18 protein-coding genes are annotated in these 20,514 nt (G+C 69.3%); 11 read left to right on the top strand and 7 right to left on the bottom strand.

Annotation, left to right across the window (positions count from 1 at the left end; all coding sequences use genetic code 11):
• Positions 1–42: 42 nt before the first annotated feature.
• Positions 43–807, bottom strand: coding sequence for a 1-acyl-sn-glycerol-3-phosphate acyltransferase (locus CU254_RS05895; RefSeq protein ID WP_009073695.1), 765 nt, complete (start codon positions 805–807; stop codon positions 43–45).
• A 175-nt stretch (positions 808–982) separates the two neighbouring features.
• Here CU254_RS05895 and CU254_RS05890 point away from each other — a divergent pair, with 175 nt between their 5' ends.
• From CU254_RS05890 to CU254_RS05850, 9 genes are read left to right on the top strand one after another with little or no spacing between them, the layout of a single operon-like run.
• On the top strand, positions 983–1,870 hold the full coding sequence (locus CU254_RS05890; RefSeq protein WP_050788121.1) for an isocitrate lyase/phosphoenolpyruvate mutase family protein: 888 nt from the start codon (positions 983–985) through the stop codon (positions 1,868–1,870).
• A complete protein-coding gene (gene aepY, locus CU254_RS05885) occupies positions 1,867–2,985 on the top strand; it encodes a phosphonopyruvate decarboxylase (RefSeq protein ID WP_009073693.1) in 1,119 nt (372 codons plus the stop codon). The genes CU254_RS05890 and aepY overlap by 4 nt, the downstream gene beginning before the upstream one ends.
• Entirely contained in the window at positions 2,982–4,073 is a 1,092-nt protein-coding gene (locus CU254_RS05880) for an alanine--glyoxylate aminotransferase family protein (RefSeq protein ID WP_009073692.1), read from the top strand. The genes aepY and CU254_RS05880 overlap by 4 nt, the downstream gene beginning before the upstream one ends.
• Positions 4,070–5,788, top strand: a complete 1,719-nt coding sequence (locus CU254_RS05875; RefSeq protein WP_009073690.1) for an FAD/NAD(P)-binding protein — start codon at positions 4,070–4,072, stop codon at positions 5,786–5,788. Before CU254_RS05880 ends, CU254_RS05875 begins: the two co-directional genes overlap by 4 nt.
• A complete protein-coding gene (locus tag CU254_RS42895) occupies positions 5,785–6,054 on the top strand; it encodes an acyl carrier protein (protein ID WP_009073688.1) in 270 nt (89 codons plus the stop codon). The genes CU254_RS05875 and CU254_RS42895 overlap by 4 nt, the downstream gene beginning before the upstream one ends.
• Positions 6,051–6,452 (top strand): nuclear transport factor 2 family protein, encoded by a 402-nt coding sequence (locus CU254_RS05865; RefSeq protein WP_009073687.1) that lies wholly within the window; start codon positions 6,051–6,053, stop codon positions 6,450–6,452. Before CU254_RS42895 ends, CU254_RS05865 begins: the two co-directional genes overlap by 4 nt.
• Positions 6,449–8,062: an acyl-CoA dehydrogenase family protein gene (locus tag CU254_RS05860; protein WP_009073683.1), complete on the top strand. Its 1,614-nt coding sequence runs from the start codon at positions 6,449–6,451 to the stop codon at positions 8,060–8,062. The genes CU254_RS05865 and CU254_RS05860 overlap by 4 nt, the downstream gene beginning before the upstream one ends.
• A gap of 4 nt (positions 8,063–8,066) precedes the next feature.
• Entirely contained in the window at positions 8,067–9,797 is a 1,731-nt protein-coding gene (locus CU254_RS05855) for an AMP-binding protein (protein WP_009073681.1), read from the top strand.
• On the top strand, positions 9,794–10,498 hold the full coding sequence (locus tag CU254_RS05850) for a 1-acyl-sn-glycerol-3-phosphate acyltransferase (RefSeq protein ID WP_078560712.1): 705 nt from the start codon (positions 9,794–9,796) through the stop codon (positions 10,496–10,498). Before CU254_RS05855 ends, CU254_RS05850 begins: the two co-directional genes overlap by 4 nt.
• 4 nt (positions 10,499–10,502) lie before the next feature.
• Here CU254_RS05850 and CU254_RS05845 read toward each other — a convergent pair whose 3' ends face one another.
• The 4 genes from CU254_RS05845 to CU254_RS05830 are packed head-to-tail and all read right to left on the bottom strand — an operon-like array spanning position 10,503 to position 15,210.
• Positions 10,503–11,897, bottom strand: coding sequence for an MFS transporter (locus tag CU254_RS05845; RefSeq protein WP_009073677.1), 1,395 nt, complete (start codon positions 11,895–11,897; stop codon positions 10,503–10,505).
• Positions 11,884–13,092, bottom strand: coding sequence for an NAD(P)-binding domain-containing protein (locus tag CU254_RS05840; RefSeq protein ID WP_009073675.1), 1,209 nt, complete (start codon positions 13,090–13,092; stop codon positions 11,884–11,886). The genes CU254_RS05845 and CU254_RS05840 overlap by 14 nt, the downstream gene beginning before the upstream one ends.
• Before the next feature lie 32 nt (positions 13,093–13,124).
• A complete protein-coding gene (locus CU254_RS05835) occupies positions 13,125–13,979 on the bottom strand; it encodes a sterol desaturase family protein (RefSeq protein WP_009073673.1) in 855 nt (284 codons plus the stop codon).
• Between the two features lie 34 nt (positions 13,980–14,013).
• Positions 14,014–15,210: an acyltransferase gene (locus tag CU254_RS05830; RefSeq protein ID WP_009073672.1), complete on the bottom strand. Its 1,197-nt coding sequence runs from the start codon at positions 15,208–15,210 to the stop codon at positions 14,014–14,016.
• Between the two features lie 343 nt (positions 15,211–15,553).
• Here CU254_RS05830 and CU254_RS05825 point away from each other — a divergent pair, with 343 nt between their 5' ends.
• Together CU254_RS05825 and CU254_RS05820 are read left to right on the top strand one after the other, a co-directional pair.
• Positions 15,554–16,294 carry an SDR family NAD(P)-dependent oxidoreductase gene (locus CU254_RS05825; RefSeq protein WP_009073670.1) on the top strand — a complete coding sequence of 247 codons (741 nt, stop codon included), beginning with the start codon at positions 15,554–15,556 and terminating at the stop codon, positions 16,292–16,294.
• A 29-nt stretch (positions 16,295–16,323) separates the two neighbouring features.
• The gene (locus CU254_RS05820) at positions 16,324–17,547 is read left to right on the top strand and encodes a cytochrome P450 (RefSeq protein WP_009073668.1); all 1,224 of its coding nucleotides are present in this window, start codon (positions 16,324–16,326) and stop codon (positions 17,545–17,547) included.
• Positions 17,548–17,589: 42 nt separating this feature from the next.
• On the opposite strand, the gene CU254_RS05815 is transcribed toward CU254_RS05820, so the two are convergent.
• A complete protein-coding gene (locus CU254_RS05815) occupies positions 17,590–19,206 on the bottom strand; it encodes a DHA2 family efflux MFS transporter permease subunit (protein ID WP_100266715.1) in 1,617 nt (538 codons plus the stop codon).
• Complete coding sequence (locus tag CU254_RS05810; RefSeq protein ID WP_009073663.1) at positions 19,203–20,084, bottom strand: TIGR03621 family F420-dependent LLM class oxidoreductase; 882 nt, start codon at positions 20,082–20,084, stop codon at positions 19,203–19,205. The genes CU254_RS05815 and CU254_RS05810 overlap by 4 nt, the downstream gene beginning before the upstream one ends.
• Positions 20,085–20,514 lie beyond the last annotated feature (430 nt).

Here is a 20,514-nt window from a genome sequence, read left to right as displayed (position 1 = left end):
AAACCTCGCTAAAACCTTGCCTGCGCATTAGCCGAAATGCGGTCATGCCTTCGCCGCCCGGCGCGCGCGCCGCGCTTGCGCTTCCGCCCGGTCCAGTTCTTCGGCCTCCTCGAGAGTCGGCGCCGTCCCGCCGAGGCGCGCGGGCAGGAACCTCGCGTCGTCGCCGGCCAGCTCCGGATACGACTCCTGCACCTCGTGCAGCATCGTGCGCATGACCTCCTTCAGCTGCGCGGACATCTCGGCGACGGTGGCGTCCGGGGCCATCGCCACCGGCGCTCCCGCCCGCACCACGATCGGCGTCCGGCTCCGGCCCAGCCGCTTGGGAAGATCCTTCGCCCACACCCGGTGCGAGCCCCAGACGATCACCGGGACGATCGGCACGCCGGCCTCCCGCGCCATGCGCACCGCACCCGATTTGAACGGCCTGAGCTCGAAACTCCGGGAAATCGTCCCCTCCGGGAAGACCCCGACCAGCTCGCCGTCGCGCAGCGCGGACACCGCCGCTCGGTAGGCCCCGGCACCCGCCGAGCGGTCGACCCGGACGTGCTTCATGGACCGCAGCAGCGGGCCCGCCACCGGGTTGTCGAAGACCTCCTTCTTGGCCAGGAACCGGATCACCCGGCCGCGCTCGAGCGCGGACAGCCCGACGTAGGCATAGTCGAAGAAACTGATGTGGTTCATCGCGAGCACCGCGCCGCCCTCGTCCGGAATGTGCTCCGTCCCGATCTTGGCGAACCGCAATCCCTGCAGCGCGAAGAGGGTGCGCGCGAGCGCGATGACTGGCGAGTAAACCGGCCCGAATCTCATGCCGCCGACCTTACCGGCGAGGAAAGCGCCGCCGCCGCGAGGACGCGTTCCCGATCATTGCGAAATGAATGCTCGACTAACCGGCCGCCGGTCAAGTAATGTGCCCGGGAACAGCTGCGAACGGGGGAGCAGCTCAGCCGCGTCTGGTTTCACACCGCAACCACCGGGGGAAGTTTTGTTCGACAATATCCACGCCATTGCCGCTGACCGGAAATGGCGGCCGATCAAAGACACCGAACACATCCTGACCGCCGCGGGCGCGCACAACGGCCTGAGCGCGCGCCTGGTGGACGAGGCCGGCTTCGACTTCGTCTGGGCGAGCGGCCTCGAGATCTCGGCATCGCTCGGGCTCGCGGACGCCGACATCGTCGGGCGCACCGAGTCCGCGCAAGCGGTGAGCGCGATCCTGCGGGCCACTTCCCTGCCCGTGATCGTCGACTGCGACGCGGGATACGGCAACGCGGTCAACGCCTGGCACACCGCGCAGCACTACTTCGCGGCGGGCGTCTACGGCCTCTGCCTGGAGGACAAGACGTTCCCGAAGATGAACAGCTTCGTCGAGCACAGCCACGCCCTGATCCCCGCCGCGACCATGGCGGGCAAGGTCGAGGCGATGCTGGACTGCAAGGTCGTCGAGCAGCAGCAGGTCATCGCGCGCACCGAGGCCCTGATCGCGGGCGCGAGCGTCGACGAGGCCCTCGAACGCGGCCTCGCCTACGCCGAAGCGGGCGCCGACGCCGTGCTCGTCCACGACAAGACGAAGCACGCGGAGAAACTCCTCGAGTTCGCCGAACGGTGGACCTCGCCGACGCCGCTCGTCTGCGTGCCGACGACCTACTACGAGTTCACCACCAAGGAACTCGGCGAGGCCGGGTTCTCCCTGGCCATCTACGCCAACCAGGGGATCCGGTCCCAGATCGCGGCCGTCAAGCGCGTGCTGACGCAGATCCGCGCCAACGGGAGCAGCCGCGACGTCGAGGACGAGATCGCCCCGGTGAAGGAAGTCTTCGCCCTGCAACGCCTCGACGAGGTCTCGGCGCTGTTCGAAAGCTACGTCAGGTGACCGTTGACCACCTCGCCGCGGAGTCGTTCCACTCCGCCGTCGAAAAGGCGCTCGGGGCCGTCGATCTCGTGGCGGGCGTCCCGTGCTCGCTGCTGGCCCCGTGGCTGCGGGACCTCGACACCCTGGTGCCGCAGCACATCCTGAGCACCAACGAGGGCGAGGCGGTCGCGGTCGCGGCCGGTGCCCGGCTGACGGGGAAACGGTCCGCCGTGTACCTGCAGAATTCCGGCCTCGGCAACGCCGTCAACCCGCTGACGTCGCTGGCGGCCACCTTCGGGGTGCCGTTGCTGCTCGTCGTCGGTTACCGCGGCCGTCCGGGTACGAGCGACGAACCGCAGCACCGGCTGATGGGCGCGGCGACCGAGGGCGTGCTCGACGCGATCGGCGTGGGCCACACCGTGGTCGAGGACCACGATTCCCTGCTCGCCGCGACCGAGGAAGCCGCCCAGTCTGTCCACAAGGGACAGAGCCATGCCTGGCTCGTCCCGAAGGGCGTCTTCGAGAAGCAGCGCACGGAACCGTCTTCGGGCACCTTGCCGAACCGGCGGGCCTACATCGAACTGCTGGCCCGGCTCCGGCAGGGCCACGACCTCTCGGTCATCGCCACGACCGGCATGTCCGGCCGCGAGCTGGAATCCATCGAGGCCCGGGACGAGGACCTCTACATGGTCGGCTCGATGGGCTGCGTGCCCAGCCTCGCCCTCGGCGTCTCGCTGGGCTCGCCGCGGACCAGGCTGGTGGTGCTGGACGGGGACGGAGCGTTGCTGATGCGCCTGGAAAGCATGGTGGCGCTCGCGCGCTACGCGACCGTCCCGATCACGCATGTCGTCATCGACAACGGCGCCTACGACTCGACGGGTGCGCAACCGAGCCTCAGCGGCGGGGTCGACTTCGAAGGCATCGCGAGGTCGGTCGGCTACCCGTCGACCGGAACCGCCGACAGTCTCGAAAAGGCGGAGGAATTGCTGAACCGCTCCCTTGCGGCCACCGCGCCCGGCCCGCATCTGTGCGTGCTGAAGGCACGCGCGGGCGACGTCGTTCCCGTCGGCAGGCCGCGGCTCGGGCCGCGCGAACAAGGCGCCCGCTTCGCCGCGTCGGCGGTGAACGCCGGATGACGACCGCGCCCTGGCCCCAGCGTCCGCTGTTCAACCCCGGTCCGGTGTCGCTCGCCCCGAGCGTCCGGGAAACCCTTGCCTGGCCCGAAATCGGGCACCGCGACCCCGACTTCCTGTCCCTCCTCGGCACGATCCGCGCCCGGCTTCCCCTGGTGTACGAACCGTTGCTGGGCGCCACCCACGAAGCAGCGGTCTTCGCCGGATCAGGCGCGACCGCAGTGGACGCGATCGTGCTCGACGCCGCCCGGGAGGGTGGCGACACCGCGGTCGTGGTCGGCGGACCGTACGGGTCGCGCATGGCGCAAACCCTTGCCGCGGTGGGCTATCCCGTTTACGAGATCGGCTTCCGACCCGGCGAACCGCTCACCGACGTCGTGCGGTCCGGCCTTCGACCGGGAACGCACCGCCTGGCGATCGTGCACCACGACACGTCCACCGCCACGCTCAACGATCTGTCGGGCACCGCCGCGCTGTGCGCCGCCGAAGGTCTTGACCTCGTCGTGGACGCCGTCAGCAGCTTCGCCGGCGAGGATCTGACCGTGCCGTCCGGCGTCCGGACCTGGTGGGCCACGTGCTCGAACAAGGCGCTCGAAGCGCCGCCGGGGCTGGCGATCTGCCTGCGGCCGCGGGAAATTCCCGAAGCCGCTCCCCCAGTCCGCGCCCCGATCACCCTCGACCTCGGCAAGCACGTCTCCCACCAGACCGCGGGAGATCTCGCGTTCACCCTCCCCACCCAGGTCGCCGCAGGTCTTTCCGCGGCGCTGGACGACCTGCAGGCCGAGGGCGGGTGGCCGAAGCGCAACCTCCGGTACCGCCGCCGCAGCGAACAGCTCCGGGAACGGCTGGCCGCGCTCGGGCTGTGGCCGGTCCTCGACGGCGTCGAACCGGCGAGCGCGCTCACCATGGCGCGGCTGCCGGAGGGACACACCTTCGCTTCGCTTTCCGCACACCTGGCCCAGCGCGGCCTGCGCGCCTATGCGGCACAAGGGGAATACGCCGGATCCTGCTTCCGGATCAGCACCATGGGCGCCATCACGGCCGAGGATCTCGACCGGCTGGCGGACGCGCTCGAAGAGAGCGTCGGATGAGCGGCCCGGCGATCGCGCTCGTCGGCGGCGGGCCGCGGGCGACGTACCTGTTGCAGAGCCTGGTCCAGCTGCTCGACGAGGGCGCGACGCCGTGGTTCGGCGAGGTCGTCGTCTTCAACGCCGTCGGCGAGTTCGGCGCGGGCTGGGTCCACGACCCGGCCCTGCCCGCGTACGCCGTCCTCAACCGCTCGGCCGAAGGGCTTTCCCTCGGCCCCCGCGAGCAGACGCTCTTCGCGTGGCTGGCGGAGAACGGTTCCGGCGGGGAATCGCGGTCGTGGGCGGTGCGCGCGCAGCACGGTTCCGCGCTGATCGGCGCTTTCGAGCGGGCACGGCGCGAACTGACCGAACGGCACGGGATCGCGGTCCGGCTCGTGCGCGCGCTGGTCACCGACATCGAAGCCGAGCAGGGCCGGGCACCGTTCACGATCGTGACGCCCGGCGAAGGAACGTTCGAGGTCGGCGCGGTCGTGCTCCTGGTCGGCCACGAGGCCGGGCACCGGGCGCTGACCGACCGCGTCCCCACTCCTTATCCCTGGCCGGATTCCCCGCTTCCGGGCAGCACCGTCACGATCGAAGGCACCGGGCTCAGCGCGATCGAATTGGCCCTGCATCTCACCGAAGGCCGGGGCGGGCGCTTCGTCCCGCACGCGGGGCGATACCGGTACGAGCCGTCGGGCGCGGAACCGGGACGGATCGCGATGGTCAGCCCCAGCGGGCTGCTTCCGCTGCCGCGCCCGTTCGACGCGGACCGGCCGATGCCGGACTGCGCACCGGTTTTCCTCGACGCGGCGAACCACGGCCTGACCGCCGAGGCGCTGCGCACCAGGATCCTGTCGGAGATCGTCGTCGTGCACGCGGCTGCGTCGCTCTCGGCTGACCTCGCGGAACTGCCGGGGCGGCTGGACGAACTGCGCGACCTGAGCGCGCTCGACGACTGGGCCCGGGTGGCCGAAGCCGTCGACCGGCACTTGCCCCGCGCCCTCCCCCGCGTCACCGAGCATCCGCTGTTCCAGGTCTACGTGCTCGACCGCCGTCCGCGGCCGCCGATCGGCGAGCTGATCGAGAGTTCGGTGCGGACCGCGCGGCGAGGGCTCGCGGGCGACGTCCTGTGCACCGCGCTCGAAGTCGTCCTCCGCCGGTTCCGCCCGGCCATCCAGCGGCTCTGCGACCGGCGGGTGCTCAGCGCGGGCCAGGACCGCGCCGTCCGGAGCCGCCTTTTCCCGATGATCGGCAAATGCGTGAACGGGGCGAGCCTCGAATCCACCCGGCGCGTGCAAGCCCTGGTCGCGAGCGGCGTCGTGGACGTGCTGCCGCAGCAGTTCCCGGGCGCGGCAGCCGAGTCCGGCCACTTCCTCCGCGGCCGCATCGCCGCGTCGAGCGAACTCGCGCCGGGAGCCACGCTGACCTCGCGGCTGCTCGGCAAGGGGCAGCTGAGCACCGGACGCGAACCCGGCTACGAAGGCGTCGTGGTGAACGACCGCTTCCAGGTCGTGACCGCCGACGGAACCGAGGCGCCGGAGTTTTTCGCGCTCGGCGCCCCGCTGGAGGGATTCACCTCGTTCCAGTTCTCGGCCGCCCGGCCGACCGCGGGGCACGAGGTCCTGAACGAAGTACGAGTGGTCGCGGACGCCCTGCTCGGGTTGCCCGGCGCCGGGCACCGGCTCGTGGACGCGACCGCTGGGGGACAGCACCACAAGGGAGGACTATTCCAATGACACACATCGACACGTCCGGAACCGCGGTTCGGGAGCGGATCACCAAGTTCGTCGTCGGGCGCGCTTCCTACTACCTCGACCTCCCGGACTCGGCGGTCGACGTCGACCGGCCCCTCGGCGACTACGGCGTCGACTCGGTCTACCTGCTCAGCATCGTGACCGATCTGGAGGAAGAACTCGACGTCGAACTCGATCCGCAGAAGCTCGCGGAAGTCCGCACGGTGCGCGAGCTGGCGGACAAGGTCGCCCTGGAGCTGCCGGAGTGACGCGAACGATCCCGATCTGCGCGGCGTTCGAAGAGGCGGCGGTCGCCGGCGACCTGCCCGCGCTGGAACGCCTGCTGGCCGACGACGTCGTCCTGCACAGCCCGGTCATGCCCAAGCCCTACCAGGGCCGGGCGGCGGTGATGGGGCTGCTGACGGCGTTGTCGATCGCCCTCGACGAAATCCGGTACCCGTACCCGCCGATGTCGGACGAGAGCGGCGCCGCGCAACGGCACGCGTTGCGGTTCACCGCCTCGGTCGACGGCAAGACGGTGCACGGAATGGACGTGCTCACCGTCCACAATGGACTTGTCCGCGAAATCACCGTCTACGCCCGCCCGATGCCCGCGCTGATGTCCCTGGCGCGGGCCGTCGGCAAGGCGGCGGGAGGTCTCCCATGAGCATCGCCAGCACCGCCCGGCCGTCGATCGACCTCGGCGATTTCTTCGCCGAGGACAATCCGTGCGGGCTGCACGCCCTCAACGACCGGTTCGACCGGCGGGTTTATCCGCGGGAGGTCGAGGAAGCCGCCCTGCGCGCGGGGTTCGGCAAGTACACGGTTCCCGCGGCCCTCGGCGGATACCTGACGGATCCCTGGGACCTCTTCGTCATGGCCCGGCAGGTCTCGCAGCGGTCCATCACGCCGGTGATCAAATACGGCTCCAGCCTGCTGGGCGCGAACCCCGTGTGGCTGTGGGGCAGCGAGGAGCAGCGGGCGCTCGTCGCGTCCCGGCTGCTCGACGGCGGGGTCGCCGGCTTCGCGGTGTCCGAACGCGACACCGGCAGCGACCTCCAGGCGACCCGCACGACCTACCGCGTGCGCGGTCCGGGCGAAGCGGATCTTCGCGGCGAGAAGTGGCCGATCGGCAACGCGGCCAAGGGCAGCGTCTGCACCACCCTCGCCCGTTCGGACCGGGGCAGGCTGTCCGTGCTGCTCGTCGACCGGACCGCCTCCCCCGCGGTCCGCGCCGGCGATCCCGCCACTTCCATCGGGATGTGGGGACACGACCTCGGCGGGATCCGCTTCGAGGGACCCGCGGCGGCCGCGCTGGTCGGGCCGGAGTCCATCGGGGTCGCCCAGGTGCTCAAGACGCTCCAGGTCACCCGCACGCTGATCTCCGGCCTGTCGCTCGGCAGCCTGGACAGCGCGCTGGCGATCGCGGTCAAGTACGCCGACCGGCGCAAGCTGTACGGGCAGGCCATCTCGCGGCTGCCCGAGGTGCGCGAGGAAATCCTGTCGATGGCGCTCGACGCCGCGCTCGGCGAACTCTTCGCGCACATCTCGCTCCGCTCGCTCGTCCTGCGTCCGCAGAGTTTCGCGCTCTGGTCGTCGATCGCCAAGGCCGGGATCCCGTTCCTCGCCGAACGCGGAATCCGTGCCGCGCAACGGGTTCTCGGCGCGCGGAGTTTCCTCGACACGCCGTACGCGTGGCGGCTGCACCAGCTTTCGACCGAACACGACATCGCCGGGATCTTCGAAGGAACGTCGCACGTCAACCTGCGCAACGCCCTCGAACAGGCCGGAACCGCGCTCCAGGAACGCGATCCCGCGGCGCTTGCCCCGCTGGTGTCCGTCGACAGCCCGCCGCTCGCGTGGCAGCCGTCCGGTCGCGACCTGCGGCTGACCAGCCTGGGAGACAACCCGATCCTGCTCGAACTGATCCACGACCTCGACGCCGGCACGCTGCCGATCGAGATGAGCGGGCGGGAAACCGCCGCGCTCCGCGAGCACCTCGACCGCACCCGGAGCGGCGACCGGTCCTCGGCCGCCGGGTACGCGCTCGTCTGGACGCACCTTTTCGGTGCGGTGTGCGGCTTCCTGAAGGTCAACGCGGACGTCCTCACCAGCCACCAAAAGGACATCGCCGAACTGGCCGCGGTGCGCGCGCTGCACCTGCTGGGCATCCGCACGGCGTGTCCGGACGGTCTCGCCGACCGCGTGGTCGAACTCGTGCTCCAGGAGGACCGAGCCGGGTGGCCCGCGATCAGCGTCCTGAACGAGAAGGCGTAGCCCCATGCACGAGATGTTCCTGGACCGGTGGACCGCGAACGTGGCGGGCTCGGCGGGCTCCGTCGCCTTCTGCGACTTCGAGCGGGACGAGATCCTGATCGACCGGAAGTCGTCCGCGGAGGTCGACGACCAAGCCCGCCGCCTCGCCGCGGCGCTGGGCGAAATCACGAGCCCGTGCGTCGTGCTCGCGCTGGAGCACCAGTTCGAATTCGCGTACGCGTTCCTCGCCTGTCTCCTGCGCGAGGTTCCGGCCGTGCCGCTGCCGCCGCCGTCCGGCGGTTCCCGGGCGAAGGAACGCTTCGGCCGGATCGTGAACGAGAGCGACGGCGCGGTCGTCCTCACGTCCCGGACGGCGATCCCGCCGGAGAAGGCGGGCGACTATCCCCGGGCACGGATCCTCTACGTCGAAGACCTGCTGGGCACGGCCGAGCCGTGGCCGGACACACCCGCGGTGTCGCCCGACCGCGTGGCGATGGTGCAATTCACCTCGGGCTCCACGTCGTCGCCCAAGGGCGTGCCGATCACCCACGGCGCGCTCGGCGCGAACCTGGCTTCGCTCGAGGAGCTGACCGGGGTGACGGCGGACGACGTCGGCGTCGGCTGGATCCCCTTCTACCACGACATGGGCCTGATCGGGTCCCTGCTGCTCCCGATGTACCGCGGGTTCGGCGTGTACTTCCTGTCGGCGTCGGCGTTCATCCGCCGTCCCGGCCGCTGGCTCGACCTGATCGGCCAGGTGCGCGCGACGATCAGCGTCGCCCCGGACTTCGGGTACCGGCTCTGCGTCGACCGCGTGCCCGCCGCCTGGTCCGGGGACTTGTCGACGCTCCGGACGCTGCTCAACGGCTCGGAACCGCTCAGCCACGCGACGCTGAAGAGGTTCGAGGACCGGTTCGCCGCCGCGGGATTCGACCCGTCGGCCTGGCTGCCGTGCTACGGGATGGCGGAAGCCACGCTGATGGTGTCCGGACGCCGGCGCGGCACCGGAGCGGTGAGCCGCGCCTTCTCCGCCCGCGACCTCGACCACGCCGGGACCGCCCGGCCGTGTTCGGACGACGGGGCCCGCCGCTTGGTCAGCTCGGGACGGCCGGTGGGCTGCGAGGTCGAAATCCGCAAGGACGGCGAACCGGTTCCGGACGGGACGGTCGGTTCGGTGCTGATCCGCGGGGAGAACGTGTTCACCGGAACGTACTGCCGGTCGATCGGCTCGGTCCCGGCCGTCGCGGACGCCCCGGCCGGGCGCTGGTGGCACGAATCGGGCGACCTCGGGTTCTTCCACGAGGGCGAGCTGTACGTCTGCGGCCGGGAGGCCGATCTGATCAGCCGCAACGGCGTCCAGCACCACGCCGTCGACATCGAGCGGAAGCTCTCCGAGATCGCGCGGCGCGACGTCCCGTCCGCGGCGTTCGGCATCGCGCACTCCACCCATGACGAGGCCATGGTCCTGCTGGAGGTGCCGCGGTCGCTGGTGCGCGGCGAGGACGGACTGGGCGCGGTGCTGGACACGTGGGGCCAGGAACTCGCCGCGGCGCTCGACCTCCCCCGGGTCGGGATCCAGATCGTCCCGGTCGGCTCGCTGCCGCGCACGACGAGCGGCAAGGTCCAGCGCGGCCTCGCCCGGAGCCGGTTCCGCGACCAGCGGTTCGAAGCGTTCGGCACGAGCACGGTGGGCCAGGACATCATCGCGCTGCTGAAGTCGTCAGCGGCGACCGGGAACGAGGTGAGCGCACCATGATGACTCCGCGGCGCGTGTGGCGGCAGCGGGACCTGAGGCCGTCGTTTTTCGCGTTGAAATACGTCTTCCCCGGCCCGCTGCTCAAAGCGATCATCCGGCCGAAGGTGAAGGGACTGGAACGGCTCAGCGCCGAAGGCCCGATCATCCTGGCCCCCAACCACCTTTCCCCGTTCGACCCGTTCCTGCTCTCGCTCGTGTGCCCCCGCCGGATCGTGTTCCTCGCCAAGCGCGAGTACTTCGAGGCCCCCGGAATCCGCGGGCGGCTGATGCGCCTGCTGTTCGAAAGCCAGGGCCAGATCAGCACAATCCGCGGCGGCACGATCGGCGGCCTCAACGCCGTCGACGTCTCCGTGGCCAACTTGGAGGCCGGAAAGGTCTTCGGCGTGTTCCCCGAGGGCACGCGCGGCAGGCCGGGCCTGCTCTACCGCGGCCACACCGGGGTCGCGCAGGCCGCGTTCCGCACCGGGGTGCCGGTGCATCCGGTCGTGATCACCGGAACGGCGGACTTCTCGCTCGGCGCGTTGCTGTCGGGCAAACTGACCCACTGCTCGGTCGAGATCGGCGAACCCATCGCGCCGCCGGAGGGCAACGTGAAGAGCCCGAAGGAACTCCACCGGTTCACGCGGCAGGTCATGGCGGGGATCGCGGAACTCGGCGGGTTGGAAATCCAGGACCGGTTCTCGCCGGGTCGGGCAAGCTGATCCCTCAGCCGCGCCGGGCGCGCTGAGCCCGCAGAGCCGCGGCGGTGGTGATCGCTCCCGTGATCATCACCGCCGTGCTCACCAGCAGCGCGGGCCCGGCGTGCGTGCCCGGCAGGAAACTCCAGAAACCGTCGCCCCGCCGCAGCTGCGTCAGCACCACGGTCATGCTGGCGCCGAGGGCCGCACCGAACTGTCGTCCGAAGTTGTAGAGCCCGGACGCCGCACCGCTCAGCGACGGTTCCACCTCCCGGATCGAAACCGCGCTCAGCGCTCCGAAAACGCAGGTCGACGCGATCCCGCAAACCGCCGACAGGCCGAGCAGCACGACGATCGGCGTGCCGGGGCCGCCGCGCAGCGCGAGGAAACCCATGCACAGCGCGAACAACACGAACCCGGCCAGCACCAGGTACCACTCCCGGTCGCGGGACGTCTGACGCGCAGCCACCGGGGCGAACAGCAAAGCCAGCACCGCCATCGGCGTGAGGATGAGCCCGGACTCGACCTCGCCGAGACCGCGGTCCGCCTGCAGGTACTGCATCACCGCGGCGAGCATCGCGGTTGTGGCGAAACCGAGTTGCACGGCGACGACCGAAGCGTAGGAAAAGTCGCGAACGGCGAACAAGCGCGGCGGGGTGATCACGGTCTGAGCGGGCAGGATGCGTTGCCGCCGCAGGAAAACCAGGAGTACGACCGCCCCGGCGGCGATCAGCAGCAGGCAGACGGTGAGGTTCGCACCGCCGACGAGGAGGCCCACGCAGATCACCAGCGGGAAGACGAAACTCATGACCGCGCTGGGCGAATCGAGCGCGGCAACGCCGGGACGGACCCGCCCGGACGCGGCGGCGATGAGGACCAGCGCGACCAGCCCCAACGGCACCTGGCCGAGGTAGAACAGCCGCCACGACGCGAGCACCGTGCTCACCCCGGCGAAAGCGGGACCACCGAAGAACGCGATCACGACCACCACGCCGTGTGCGGTCATCGCCGCGCCACGCAACCGCGCCGGAACGTGCAGCTTCAGCAGGCTGAGCAGTTGCGGAGTGGCGATCCCGCCGAGCAGTCCCTGGACGACGCGGGTCACCAGGAGAAGCGGGAACGTTCCAGCGAGGCTCGCGCCGAGCGTCGCCAGCAGGAAGCCCGCGGTGCTCCACAGCAGCACCCCGCGGTGGCCGAACCGGTCGCCGAGCCTGCCCGCGACCAGCAGCGGCGCGGCGTAGGCGACGAAATAGCAGGCATACACCAGTCCGGCGCGATCCGCGCCCACGCCGAAATAGCCGCTGACCGCCGAACGCAGGGCGATCGTCCCGGACGCGTCGACCAGAATGAGGAAGAAGACCGTGACGACGCCGACGACGAGCAGCACCGGCCGCGCGGTCTTCTCCGTCTCAACGGTGGCCACGGAGATAATCCTGGTACTCCGGGCCGGTGAACCCGGCCCGCGCGCGGTCTTGGCTCAGCGGAGAGACGTTCCGGGCCAGCGAGGCGAGGTCGCCGCGCACGATGCGCGGCACCAGCTCGCCCTGGATCTCCGCGCACGCCATCGCGGCCCCCTTGCACCGGAAGCCGTTGAGCAGGATGAGACGGTCCACGGCGGGCGGCACCATTCCCAGCAGGAGCCCGTCATCTCGGACCGATTCCTCCACGGCGGCAGGCAGGTGCGGCAAAGCCCATTCGTAACCGGTTGCCGACACGACGACGTCGTAGCGCTCCTCGCTCCCGTCCGCGAAGCAAACCTCCTTCTCGCCCAACGACTCGACCGCCGGGCGCAAGGTCACCAAACCGTGCCGGAGCACGTGCAGGAACAGGTCGGAGACCACGGGCATCGCCCCGGCCGCGGGCTCGGGCAGACCCCAGACGTCCTGTCTGCCGACGAGGAACCGCAGCAAATGCGGGGTGAGCCGGCGTTTGACCGGCGAACCGAGCCGCCGCGCGAGTCCGGACGCGCGCGACACCCGGGCCGGTTTGCCGAGAAGGTACTTCGGGACGATCCAGCTGCTGGACCGGATACTGCAGTCGACCTCGTTCCCCCGGAGCGCGAGATCGCTCGCGATGTCCACTCCGGACTGACCGAGCCCGACCACCAGGCACCGCGCGTCCCGGACGTCCGACAATTCCCGGTACTCCGCGGCGTGCACGTACCGGTAGGCCGTGCCCTCGGCCGGAACCGGCAGTGCACTGGGACGGTTGTTCCGGCCGGTGGCGTTGACGATCCAGTCGAACTTCTCGACGAACTCGCCGTCCGCGTGCACTTCCCAGCCGTCCCCGACCGGGCGGCATTCCCGCACCCGAGCCCCGAAAACGCGCTTCTCGTCGCCGTCCGGTACGGCCCGGGCAAGGTAGTCGGCGTACTCGCGCCAGCGCAGGAACCGGTCCGGATTGCCGAGTTCCGCCCGGTGTTCGGCGAACACCGAGTCTCCCCCGGGCGTGATCATCAGCAGCGACGGATACACCTTGCTGGCCCGGGATTCCTCGCGCCACAACCCGCCGGGAACCGGATCCTCGGACAGCCAGGTCGCCTCGAAACCGGACCGCCGCAGGCCGCGGACGGCCGCGATCCCGAACAGCCCCGAGCCCAGCACGGCGACCGAAGTCACGGGCAACCCTCTTCCTGGCGGTTCATCCGGGCTCAGGCGGCCGGACCGGCCGCGTCCCCGGGCTCCCACCCCGGCGGGCCGAAGAGGTACTTGACCCGTTCCCGCGCGTTCCGCGCCTTGCGGACATCCCGCCACAGGTCCTTGAACTCGAACGTCTGCAGGCCGACGACGTTCTCGGTCGGCACCGGCTTCGTCAGGCCGTACGTAGGCCGCTCCTCCTCTTCCTGGAACGTGCCGAACAGCTTGTCCCAGATGATGAGGATCGAACCGTAGTTCTTGTCGAGGTACTTCGGCTCGACGCCGTGGTGCACGCGGTGGTGCGACGGCGAAACGAAAACCTTCTCGAACCAGCGCGGCATCCGCTCGATCTTGTCCATGTGCGCGAACACGCCGTAGACGAGGTGGTAGGCGTGCATGTAGAAGACGGCTTGCGGCGGGTAGCCCAGCAGCGGAAGCGGCGCCCAGACCAGCTTTTCGAACCACTGCGACCACTTGCGGCGGAACGCGGTCGAGACGTTGACGTAGTCGCTCGAATGGTGCACCTGGTGCCCGGCCCACAGCAGCCGCCGCTCGTGCGCGTTCCGGTGGTAGACGTACACCAGGAAATCGACCGCGATGAACAGGATCAGCCAGTCCCGCGGGCTTTGCAGCTTGCGCTTGCTGGGCGCCACGTGCTCGTACAGGTAGGTGTACGGGATCGTCATCAGGGCGCGCAGCGCGCTCGAGAAGCCCAGTCCGATCAGGCCCTGCGCGACCGAGGTCGCGGTGTCTTTCAAGTAGCGCTTGCGCTCGTCGCCCTTCTGGTCCTGCAGGGCGTCGAGCGCCTCGGCGACGAGAATCAGGGAAATGGCGGGCAGGCCGCGTTTGATCGGGTCTTTGAATTTCACGAGATCTCTCCACGGTATTCCGGAGCGGCGGCGGTCATTTCTTGACCCTGCGCAGCCGCCGGGACATCGGCACTTCGATGTACTTGTGCAGCGCCCAGGCCGCGAGCGTGCAGATGCTGAAGGACAGGAGCAGGTTGAACAGCAGCAGCGGCAGCGGAAGGTCCAGGGACGGGGCCGGGATGAACCCGATTTCCGTGTAGAGCCGCAAAAACACCGGCTGCAACGGCAGGAACGCCAGCACGTGCACGAGGTAGAAGCTGTAGGACCGGTCGCCGAACCAGACGAACGGGCGAGCCCGCAGCCACGACGTCCGCCCGGCCAGATCCGCCCGCGACAGGGTCGCCATGAGCAGCAGCACCACCGGCAGCAGACCGCCGACGCGCTGGATCCGGTTGGGCAGGAACAGGAAGTCGATCACGAACATGACCGCGACGAGGACCAGCGTGACCGGCATGTTCGGCCCGCGCCACGTGCCCCGCCGCAGCAGCATGCCCACCGCCGCGCCGGTGACGAAGTCGATGAGCCGGAACACCGGGAAGATCATGGTGAACCAGAACGTGAATTCGCCGCCCTGCTCCGAATGGTTGAAAAACGAGGAGCCAGACGAATGCGCGAGAGTGAAAGTATCCCCCACCAGGAACGGCAGCCACCACGACAGGACCAGCAGGACGGCCATCGTGATCCACAGCAGCCGGTCGGTCGCCCTGCTCAGCAGCAGGAGCAGCGCCGGGAAAACGAGATAGAAGAACACCTCGACGCTCAGCGACCACGAAACCGGGTTCACGCCGTAGATCACGCCCTGGTCCGGAGCCCAGGCCTGCAGCAGGAACACGTGCGACAGCACGTTTCCGATCGACGTCGGCATGTGCAGCACGAACAACGCGACCGCGGCCAGGATCGTGGTCACGAAATAAATCGGGTACAGCCGCGCGAACCGGCGGCGCCAAAACGCCTGCGCCGTGTCGTCCGGCCGCGCCGCCCACGCCATCACGAAACCGCTCATCGCGAAGAAGACGTTCATCCCGGCGTACTGGACCGGCACCAGGATCGACGCCATTTCCGTGGTGACGAACCGGATGTGCCCGTCCTGCGGCAGCAGATGGAGCGTGGTGAAGTGGCACAGGAACGCGAGCGCGGCGAGCACGCCGCGCAATCCGGTCAGGGAGTGCAGCTGGACGCGGGGAGTCGGTTTGAGCGGAAGCTCGCCGCGAACCTCCCTGGCCAGGCTCATCCCTTCGCCGATCGCCGGGCAGTCCCGCCGGACGCCGTTTCCGCCGCGCGCGTTCTCTCAGCCAAAACGCTCCCCCAAACAATAATCCGAAAATGCCCCAGAAGATCGCTTCTCGCGTACGCAATCGGCGATCCGCGCTGGTATGCTCTCACACAGTTCGCACCACGTCTACCACGAAGGACCTGCCGAAACGAGGCCGGAAGTTCTCTTCCGCGGCCCCGTTCCGGGCAGATTAAGCGGCTTTTTAGCGAGTTTTTAGAATTGCGCTCCCGACGTCCGGGACAGCTATTGTTCGGATAGCCAACCCGTGCGCGGCGGCGCACCGACCCGACGAGGTTCCCGCATGGAAGAACGACTCACCGAAAAGACCGCGATCGTGACGGGCGGCAACAAGGGCCTCGGGTTCGCGATGTCCGAAGCCCTCCTCGCCGAGGGCGCCAGCGTGCTGTGCGCCTCGCGCACCCCGGGACGGACCGGCGAACTCCGCGAACGCTTCGGCGACCGGGTACGGCACTGCGAAACCGACGTCACGGACGCGGAGTCCGTGGCCGCCGCGCTGAAAACGGCCGCGGAGACGTTCGGCGGGGTCGACATCGTCGTGTCGAACGCCGCGGTGCGGCACGACGGGTTCGTCAAGAAGCTCACGCCGGGCGAATGGCGCGAGACCGTCGAAACCTGCCTCACCGCCACGTTTCTGCTGACCAACGCCGCCGTCCCGTACCTGTCCGAGCGCGGCGGGCGGATCGTCAACATCTCGTCCGGAATGGCCCGGCGGCCGATGCCCGGCGCGGCCGCCTACAGCGCGAGCAAGGCGGGCGTCGAGATGCTCACCCGGACCAGCGCCGTCGAACTCGCCCGGTACGGCATCACCGTCAACTGCATCTCCCCCGGCCTGTTCGACGTCGGCATGGGAGCGGATCTCCAGAAGGTGCCCGGGCTGTGGGAGAAGTACCTGGAGAACATCTCGCTCGGCCGCGCCGGGAACAGCGAGGACATCGGCCGCGCCCTCGTCTACTTCTGCACCGAGGCGAGCAGTTACGTCAACGGGCACGTGCTCGAACTCGACGGCGGCTACCTCGGCTGAACGCGGCCCACGAAACCGGGAGGGAATGAATGGCGGTGCGCACGCCTCCGGATCTCAGTCCGGAAATCGGTCCTCTGTTCGCGCGAGAACGCGACGACGCCCTGTACGAGTTCTACCATGCGTTCCGCGAGCAGTCGCCGTTCGCCATTCCGGGCCTCAACATGGTCTGTATCGGCAAATACGATCATGTCGCCTCGGGTTTCCGGCTCCCCGGTCTGGTCAAACAGGATCCCGGCCGGCGGGACGGGAAACATCCGGGCTGGCGCGACCAAGTCGGCCTGGCGCAGTTCTACCAATCGCTGCTGTGGGAGAACGGGTCCCGGCACCGCAGGCTGCGGGGACTGGTCAACAAGGCGTTCACCCCGAAGCGGGTCGCCGCGCTTTCGGACGGCATCGCCCAGGTCGTCACGGATCTCTACCAGGACCTGGAATCGGCCGGGCGTGAGGCTGATCTGGCCAGGGACCTCTGCTCGCGGATCCCCATGCACGTCATCGGGAGCCTGGTGGGCGTGCCGAAAGCCGACCAGTTCGCGCTGCTTCCGCACGTGCTGGACTTCCTGCTGGTCATCGATCCGGTCCACGCGGCGGAAGCGGCCGCACGGGCGGGCGAAGCCAGCGAGGTCCTGCACCGCTACTTCCTCGATCTCGTGGCGGAACGCCGGCGGTCCCCGCGCGACGATCTCGCTTCGGCGCTGATCGGCGTCCGGGACGACACCGAGGAGCTGTCCGAAGCGGAGCTGGTGCAGACGATTTTCCTGCTGTTCGCCGCCGGGTTCGAGACGACGTCGAACATGCTGGGCAACGGCTGCGTCGCGCTGCTCTCCCGTCCGGACGTCGTCGCCCGGATCCGGCGCGACCCGGAAGCGGGGGCCCACGCGGCGACCGAGGAGGTTCTGCGGTACGACCCGCCGCTGCAGTTCGTCAGCCGTATCGCCGAGGAACAGCTGGTCATCGGCGACACCCGGATCGAGGCGGGCACCGAGGTCGTCTTCCTGATCGGCTCGGCGAACCGCGACCCGGACGCTTACGAAAACCCGGACGCCTTCGACCTGGACCGGCCCCGGCCGCCGCTGGCGTCGTTCGCGTTCGGCTCGCATTTCTGCCTCGGCGCCGGCCTGGCCCGGCTGGAGGGCCGGATCGTCTTCGGCTCGCTGTTCGACCGTTTCCCCGGGCTCGCCCTCGCGGGCAAGCCCGTGCGCCGGAAGACGTTCAACATGAACGGCTACGAAACCATTCCGGTGACGCTGTACTGACCCGCTGTCCGTCCACTCAGGACGGACAGCGGCGAGCGGCTTTCAGACGGCTTGCCGACGCGGGGAGCGGGCGAAGGCCGCACAGACCAGCGCGATCATCAAAATCCCGGCCAGCACCAGCAACGTCGGCCGCACCGCGCTGACCACCGACTCCCGCAAGATCTCCCGCGCAGCCGCCTCCCCGGCCGCACCACCAGGGACCGCGCCACCGCTGCCCGTCCCGGCGTACTCCGCCGCCTTGCCGATCGAGGACATCGAATTGCCGACGAACGCCTCAAACGATGCCCGGTCCGAAGCGGGAAGCTGGCCGACGTGCGAGGCCGTCTCGGTGGTCACCGCGGACGCCAGGAACGCTTGCATCAGCACGGCCATCACCGAACCGCCGATGACCGAACCGAACTGGCGGGCGGTGTGCAGGATGCCCGAGGCCGATCCGGCTAGTTGCTTCGGGACGTTGTGCATGGCCAGCGAATTCAAGGGCGTGAAGGTGCAGCTGAGCCCCATGCCGACGAGCAGGAGGCCGGGGATCAGCAGCAGCCACCACGTGTCGATGTCCGCGACGCCCACGAACCACAGGATGCCGACGCCGAAGAACACCGGCCCGGCGAGGAAGACCCGTTTCCCGCCTATTCGGTCCGCGAGTTTCCCGGCGAGCGGCGCGCAGATCGCGACCGTGACGAAAATCGGGAACATCAGGGCGCCGACCTGGGCGGGGCTGAAGTCGAGCGCGTACTGGCCGAACATCGCCATCGGCAGCATCGTGCCCACGATGACCAGCGACACGGTGGTCGTGGCGGGCACCATCAGCGTGTAGTTGCGATCCCGGAAGAATTGGAACGAGATCAGCGGGGAGTGCCCTTGTTTGCGTCGCTCCACGACGACGAAGGCGGCGAAGAACACCACCGACAGCACGAGGATCAGCGGGATGGAAATCCAGCCGTAAATCGTGCCCCAGTGGTATTTCTCGCCCTCGATGAGGCCGAACGAGACGCCCACGAGCGCGGCGGTGACCAGGGTGGCGCCGAGCCAGTCCAGGCGCTGCCGCTGCCGCGCCCCGGCCGCGGGGAGGACGAAGGCCCCGACGACGACCAGCGCGATGCCGATCGGCAGGTTCAGCACGAAGTTCGCGCGCCAGCTCGCCAGCGACGTCAGCGTGCCGCCGATCAGCGGGCCCAGCACCGAGGCCAGGCTGGACACCGCGCTCCAGATCCCGATGGCCGCGCCGCGTTTGGCGGCCGGGTAGACGGCCACGATGATCGCCATCGCCTGCGGGTACAGCATCGCCGACCCCACGCCCTGCACCGCCCGCGAAATCAGCAGGGCCTCGAGGTTCGGCGCCACTGCGCAGCCCACCGACGCGACGGTGAAGACGGTCGCCCCGGCGAGGAACATCCGCCGGTGCCCGAACATGTCGCCGAGCCGGCCGCAGAGGATCACCAGTGCCGCGTTGGCGATCAGGTAGGCGTTGATCACCCAGGTCATCGCGGCCAGGCTGCTGCCGAATTCCCGCGCCATCACCGGCGTGACGATGTTGATGATCGACATGTCGAGCGACGACATGAACGACCCGAAGCTCACGACCGCGAGGATCAGCTTCGGGCTGCGCGCGAAACCGCCTTCCCTGCTTTCCCCGGCCACCCGGCCCGGACTCGCCGTCACTTGAGCTCGCTGATCACGGGGGCCAGCGCGTCCAGGTACTGCTCGTGGACGGTGAGGTAGCTGACGCCCCACCGGTCCCGGCGTTCCCTGAGGATCTCTGCCATCTGCGCGACGTTGCCGATGAGCCCGGTCGGCGCGTCCAGGCGCTGTTCACCGGACATCTGCGGCGCGATCGCCTTCAACTCCTCGGCGGCGGCCGCCCGGTTTTCCGTGGGGTGCACGTGGTGGATCATCAGGTTCAGCTCGATCGACGGGAAGCGGTCCCCGGCGACTTTCCGGACCTTCTCCACCCGGACGTCGAGTTCCTCCGCGGTGATCGCGCGAAGCTGGGCGGGCTGACCGGGGCCGGCCGGCTCGTCGGTGAGCGTGCTCAGTCCGATGATGTCGGCGTAGCGTGCCGCCAGGCTCAGTGTGCGGTCGCGGCGCCCGGCGACGAGCAGCGGGGGCTTCGGGAGCGTGCCCGGCGACGACTCGTCCGAACGGGCGACCTCCACCGCGCGGCGCAGATTCTCGACGCGGCCGGCGCGGCTGGGAAAGGCGATGCCGGCTTGCTGGTATTCCGCTTCGACGTATCCGGCGCCGAGTCCGAGTTCGAACCGGCCGCCGGTCATCAACTGCGCGGTCGCGATCTCGCGCGCGAGAAGACTGCCGTTCCAGAAACCGCTGTTCAGGACGAACGTGCCGACCTTCGCTTTGTCGCACGTCTCGGCGGCGAGCAGCGCGCCGGGAAACGGCGACGGCATTCCCAGGTGATCGGGCACGACGAGCACGTCGATGCCCAGTTCGGTGGCACGCTTGCACTTCGCGACGAACTCCTCGCGGCTGCAGCGCTTGTGCAGGCTCAGGCCGAACCGGAACGGCCGAGGGGAATCCGGCATTTCAGCACCATCCCTTCGCGCGGGCGCGAATAGCCGGAATGGAAAGGTTCGGAACGCACCACGAAGTTCCCGCGATTCCCGCTGTCAACACTTACCCCCCAGTAAAGAAAAAGGCTGCCCCACAGTCAGCACGCTGTCGGCAGCATACACGATCCTTCGACCGTCGACCGCAGTTTCCGGGGGCGAAGAGAACGCGTTCGGAGCTTTCCGCCGAATGGCCCAATGCGACACTGGACGCTCGCGCGGGCCCCAGCGACCCTCCCGGAGAACAGCACAGGAGACTCCGCCGCATCCCGAGAACCCGTGAGCCCCCGGGTGGCACCAAAATCCACAATGGACAATTGTGGAGCTGATTTGACAGTGCTGCACTCAACAGGAATTTTCCCGGCGCATTCGTCCGATTTGTCATTTTAGCGCCCACTCAGGACAG

The sequence above is a fragment of the Amycolatopsis sp. AA4 genome (genome assembly GCF_002796545.1).
GTDB lineage: Bacteria > Actinomycetota > Actinomycetes > Mycobacteriales > Pseudonocardiaceae > Amycolatopsis.
The sequence above is the reverse complement of the archived record's forward strand: the minus strand, read 5'-3'. Positions and strand labels throughout refer to the sequence as shown.

Excerpts from the sequence above, each read along its gene's own strand:
- CU254_RS05830 (WP_009073672.1), bottom strand. The coding sequence starts at position 15,210 with ATGAGCCTGGCCAGGGAGGTTCGCGGCGAGCTTCCGCTCAAACCGACT.
- CU254_RS42895 (WP_009073688.1), top strand. The coding sequence starts at position 5,785 with ATGACACACATCGACACGTCCGGAACCGCGGTTCGGGAGCGGATCACC.
- CU254_RS05825 (WP_009073670.1), top strand. The coding sequence starts at position 15,554 with ATGGAAGAACGACTCACCGAAAAGACCGCGATCGTGACGGGCGGCAAC.
- CU254_RS05880 (WP_009073692.1), top strand. The coding sequence starts at position 2,982 with ATGACGACCGCGCCCTGGCCCCAGCGTCCGCTGTTCAACCCCGGTCCG.
- CU254_RS05820 (WP_009073668.1), top strand. The coding sequence starts at position 16,324 with ATGGCGGTGCGCACGCCTCCGGATCTCAGTCCGGAAATCGGTCCTCTG.
- CU254_RS05860 (WP_009073683.1), top strand. The coding sequence starts at position 6,449 with ATGAGCATCGCCAGCACCGCCCGGCCGTCGATCGACCTCGGCGATTTC.
- CU254_RS05850 (WP_078560712.1), top strand. The coding sequence starts at position 9,794 with ATGATGACTCCGCGGCGCGTGTGGCGGCAGCGGGACCTGAGGCCGTCG.
- CU254_RS05895 (WP_009073695.1), bottom strand. The coding sequence starts at position 807 with ATGAGATTCGGGCCGGTTTACTCGCCAGTCATCGCGCTCGCGCGCACC.
- CU254_RS05875 (WP_009073690.1), top strand. The coding sequence starts at position 4,070 with ATGAGCGGCCCGGCGATCGCGCTCGTCGGCGGCGGGCCGCGGGCGACG.
- CU254_RS05855 (WP_009073681.1), top strand. The coding sequence starts at position 8,067 with ATGCACGAGATGTTCCTGGACCGGTGGACCGCGAACGTGGCGGGCTCG.
- CU254_RS05810 (WP_009073663.1), bottom strand. The coding sequence starts at position 20,084 with ATGCCGGATTCCCCTCGGCCGTTCCGGTTCGGCCTGAGCCTGCACAAG.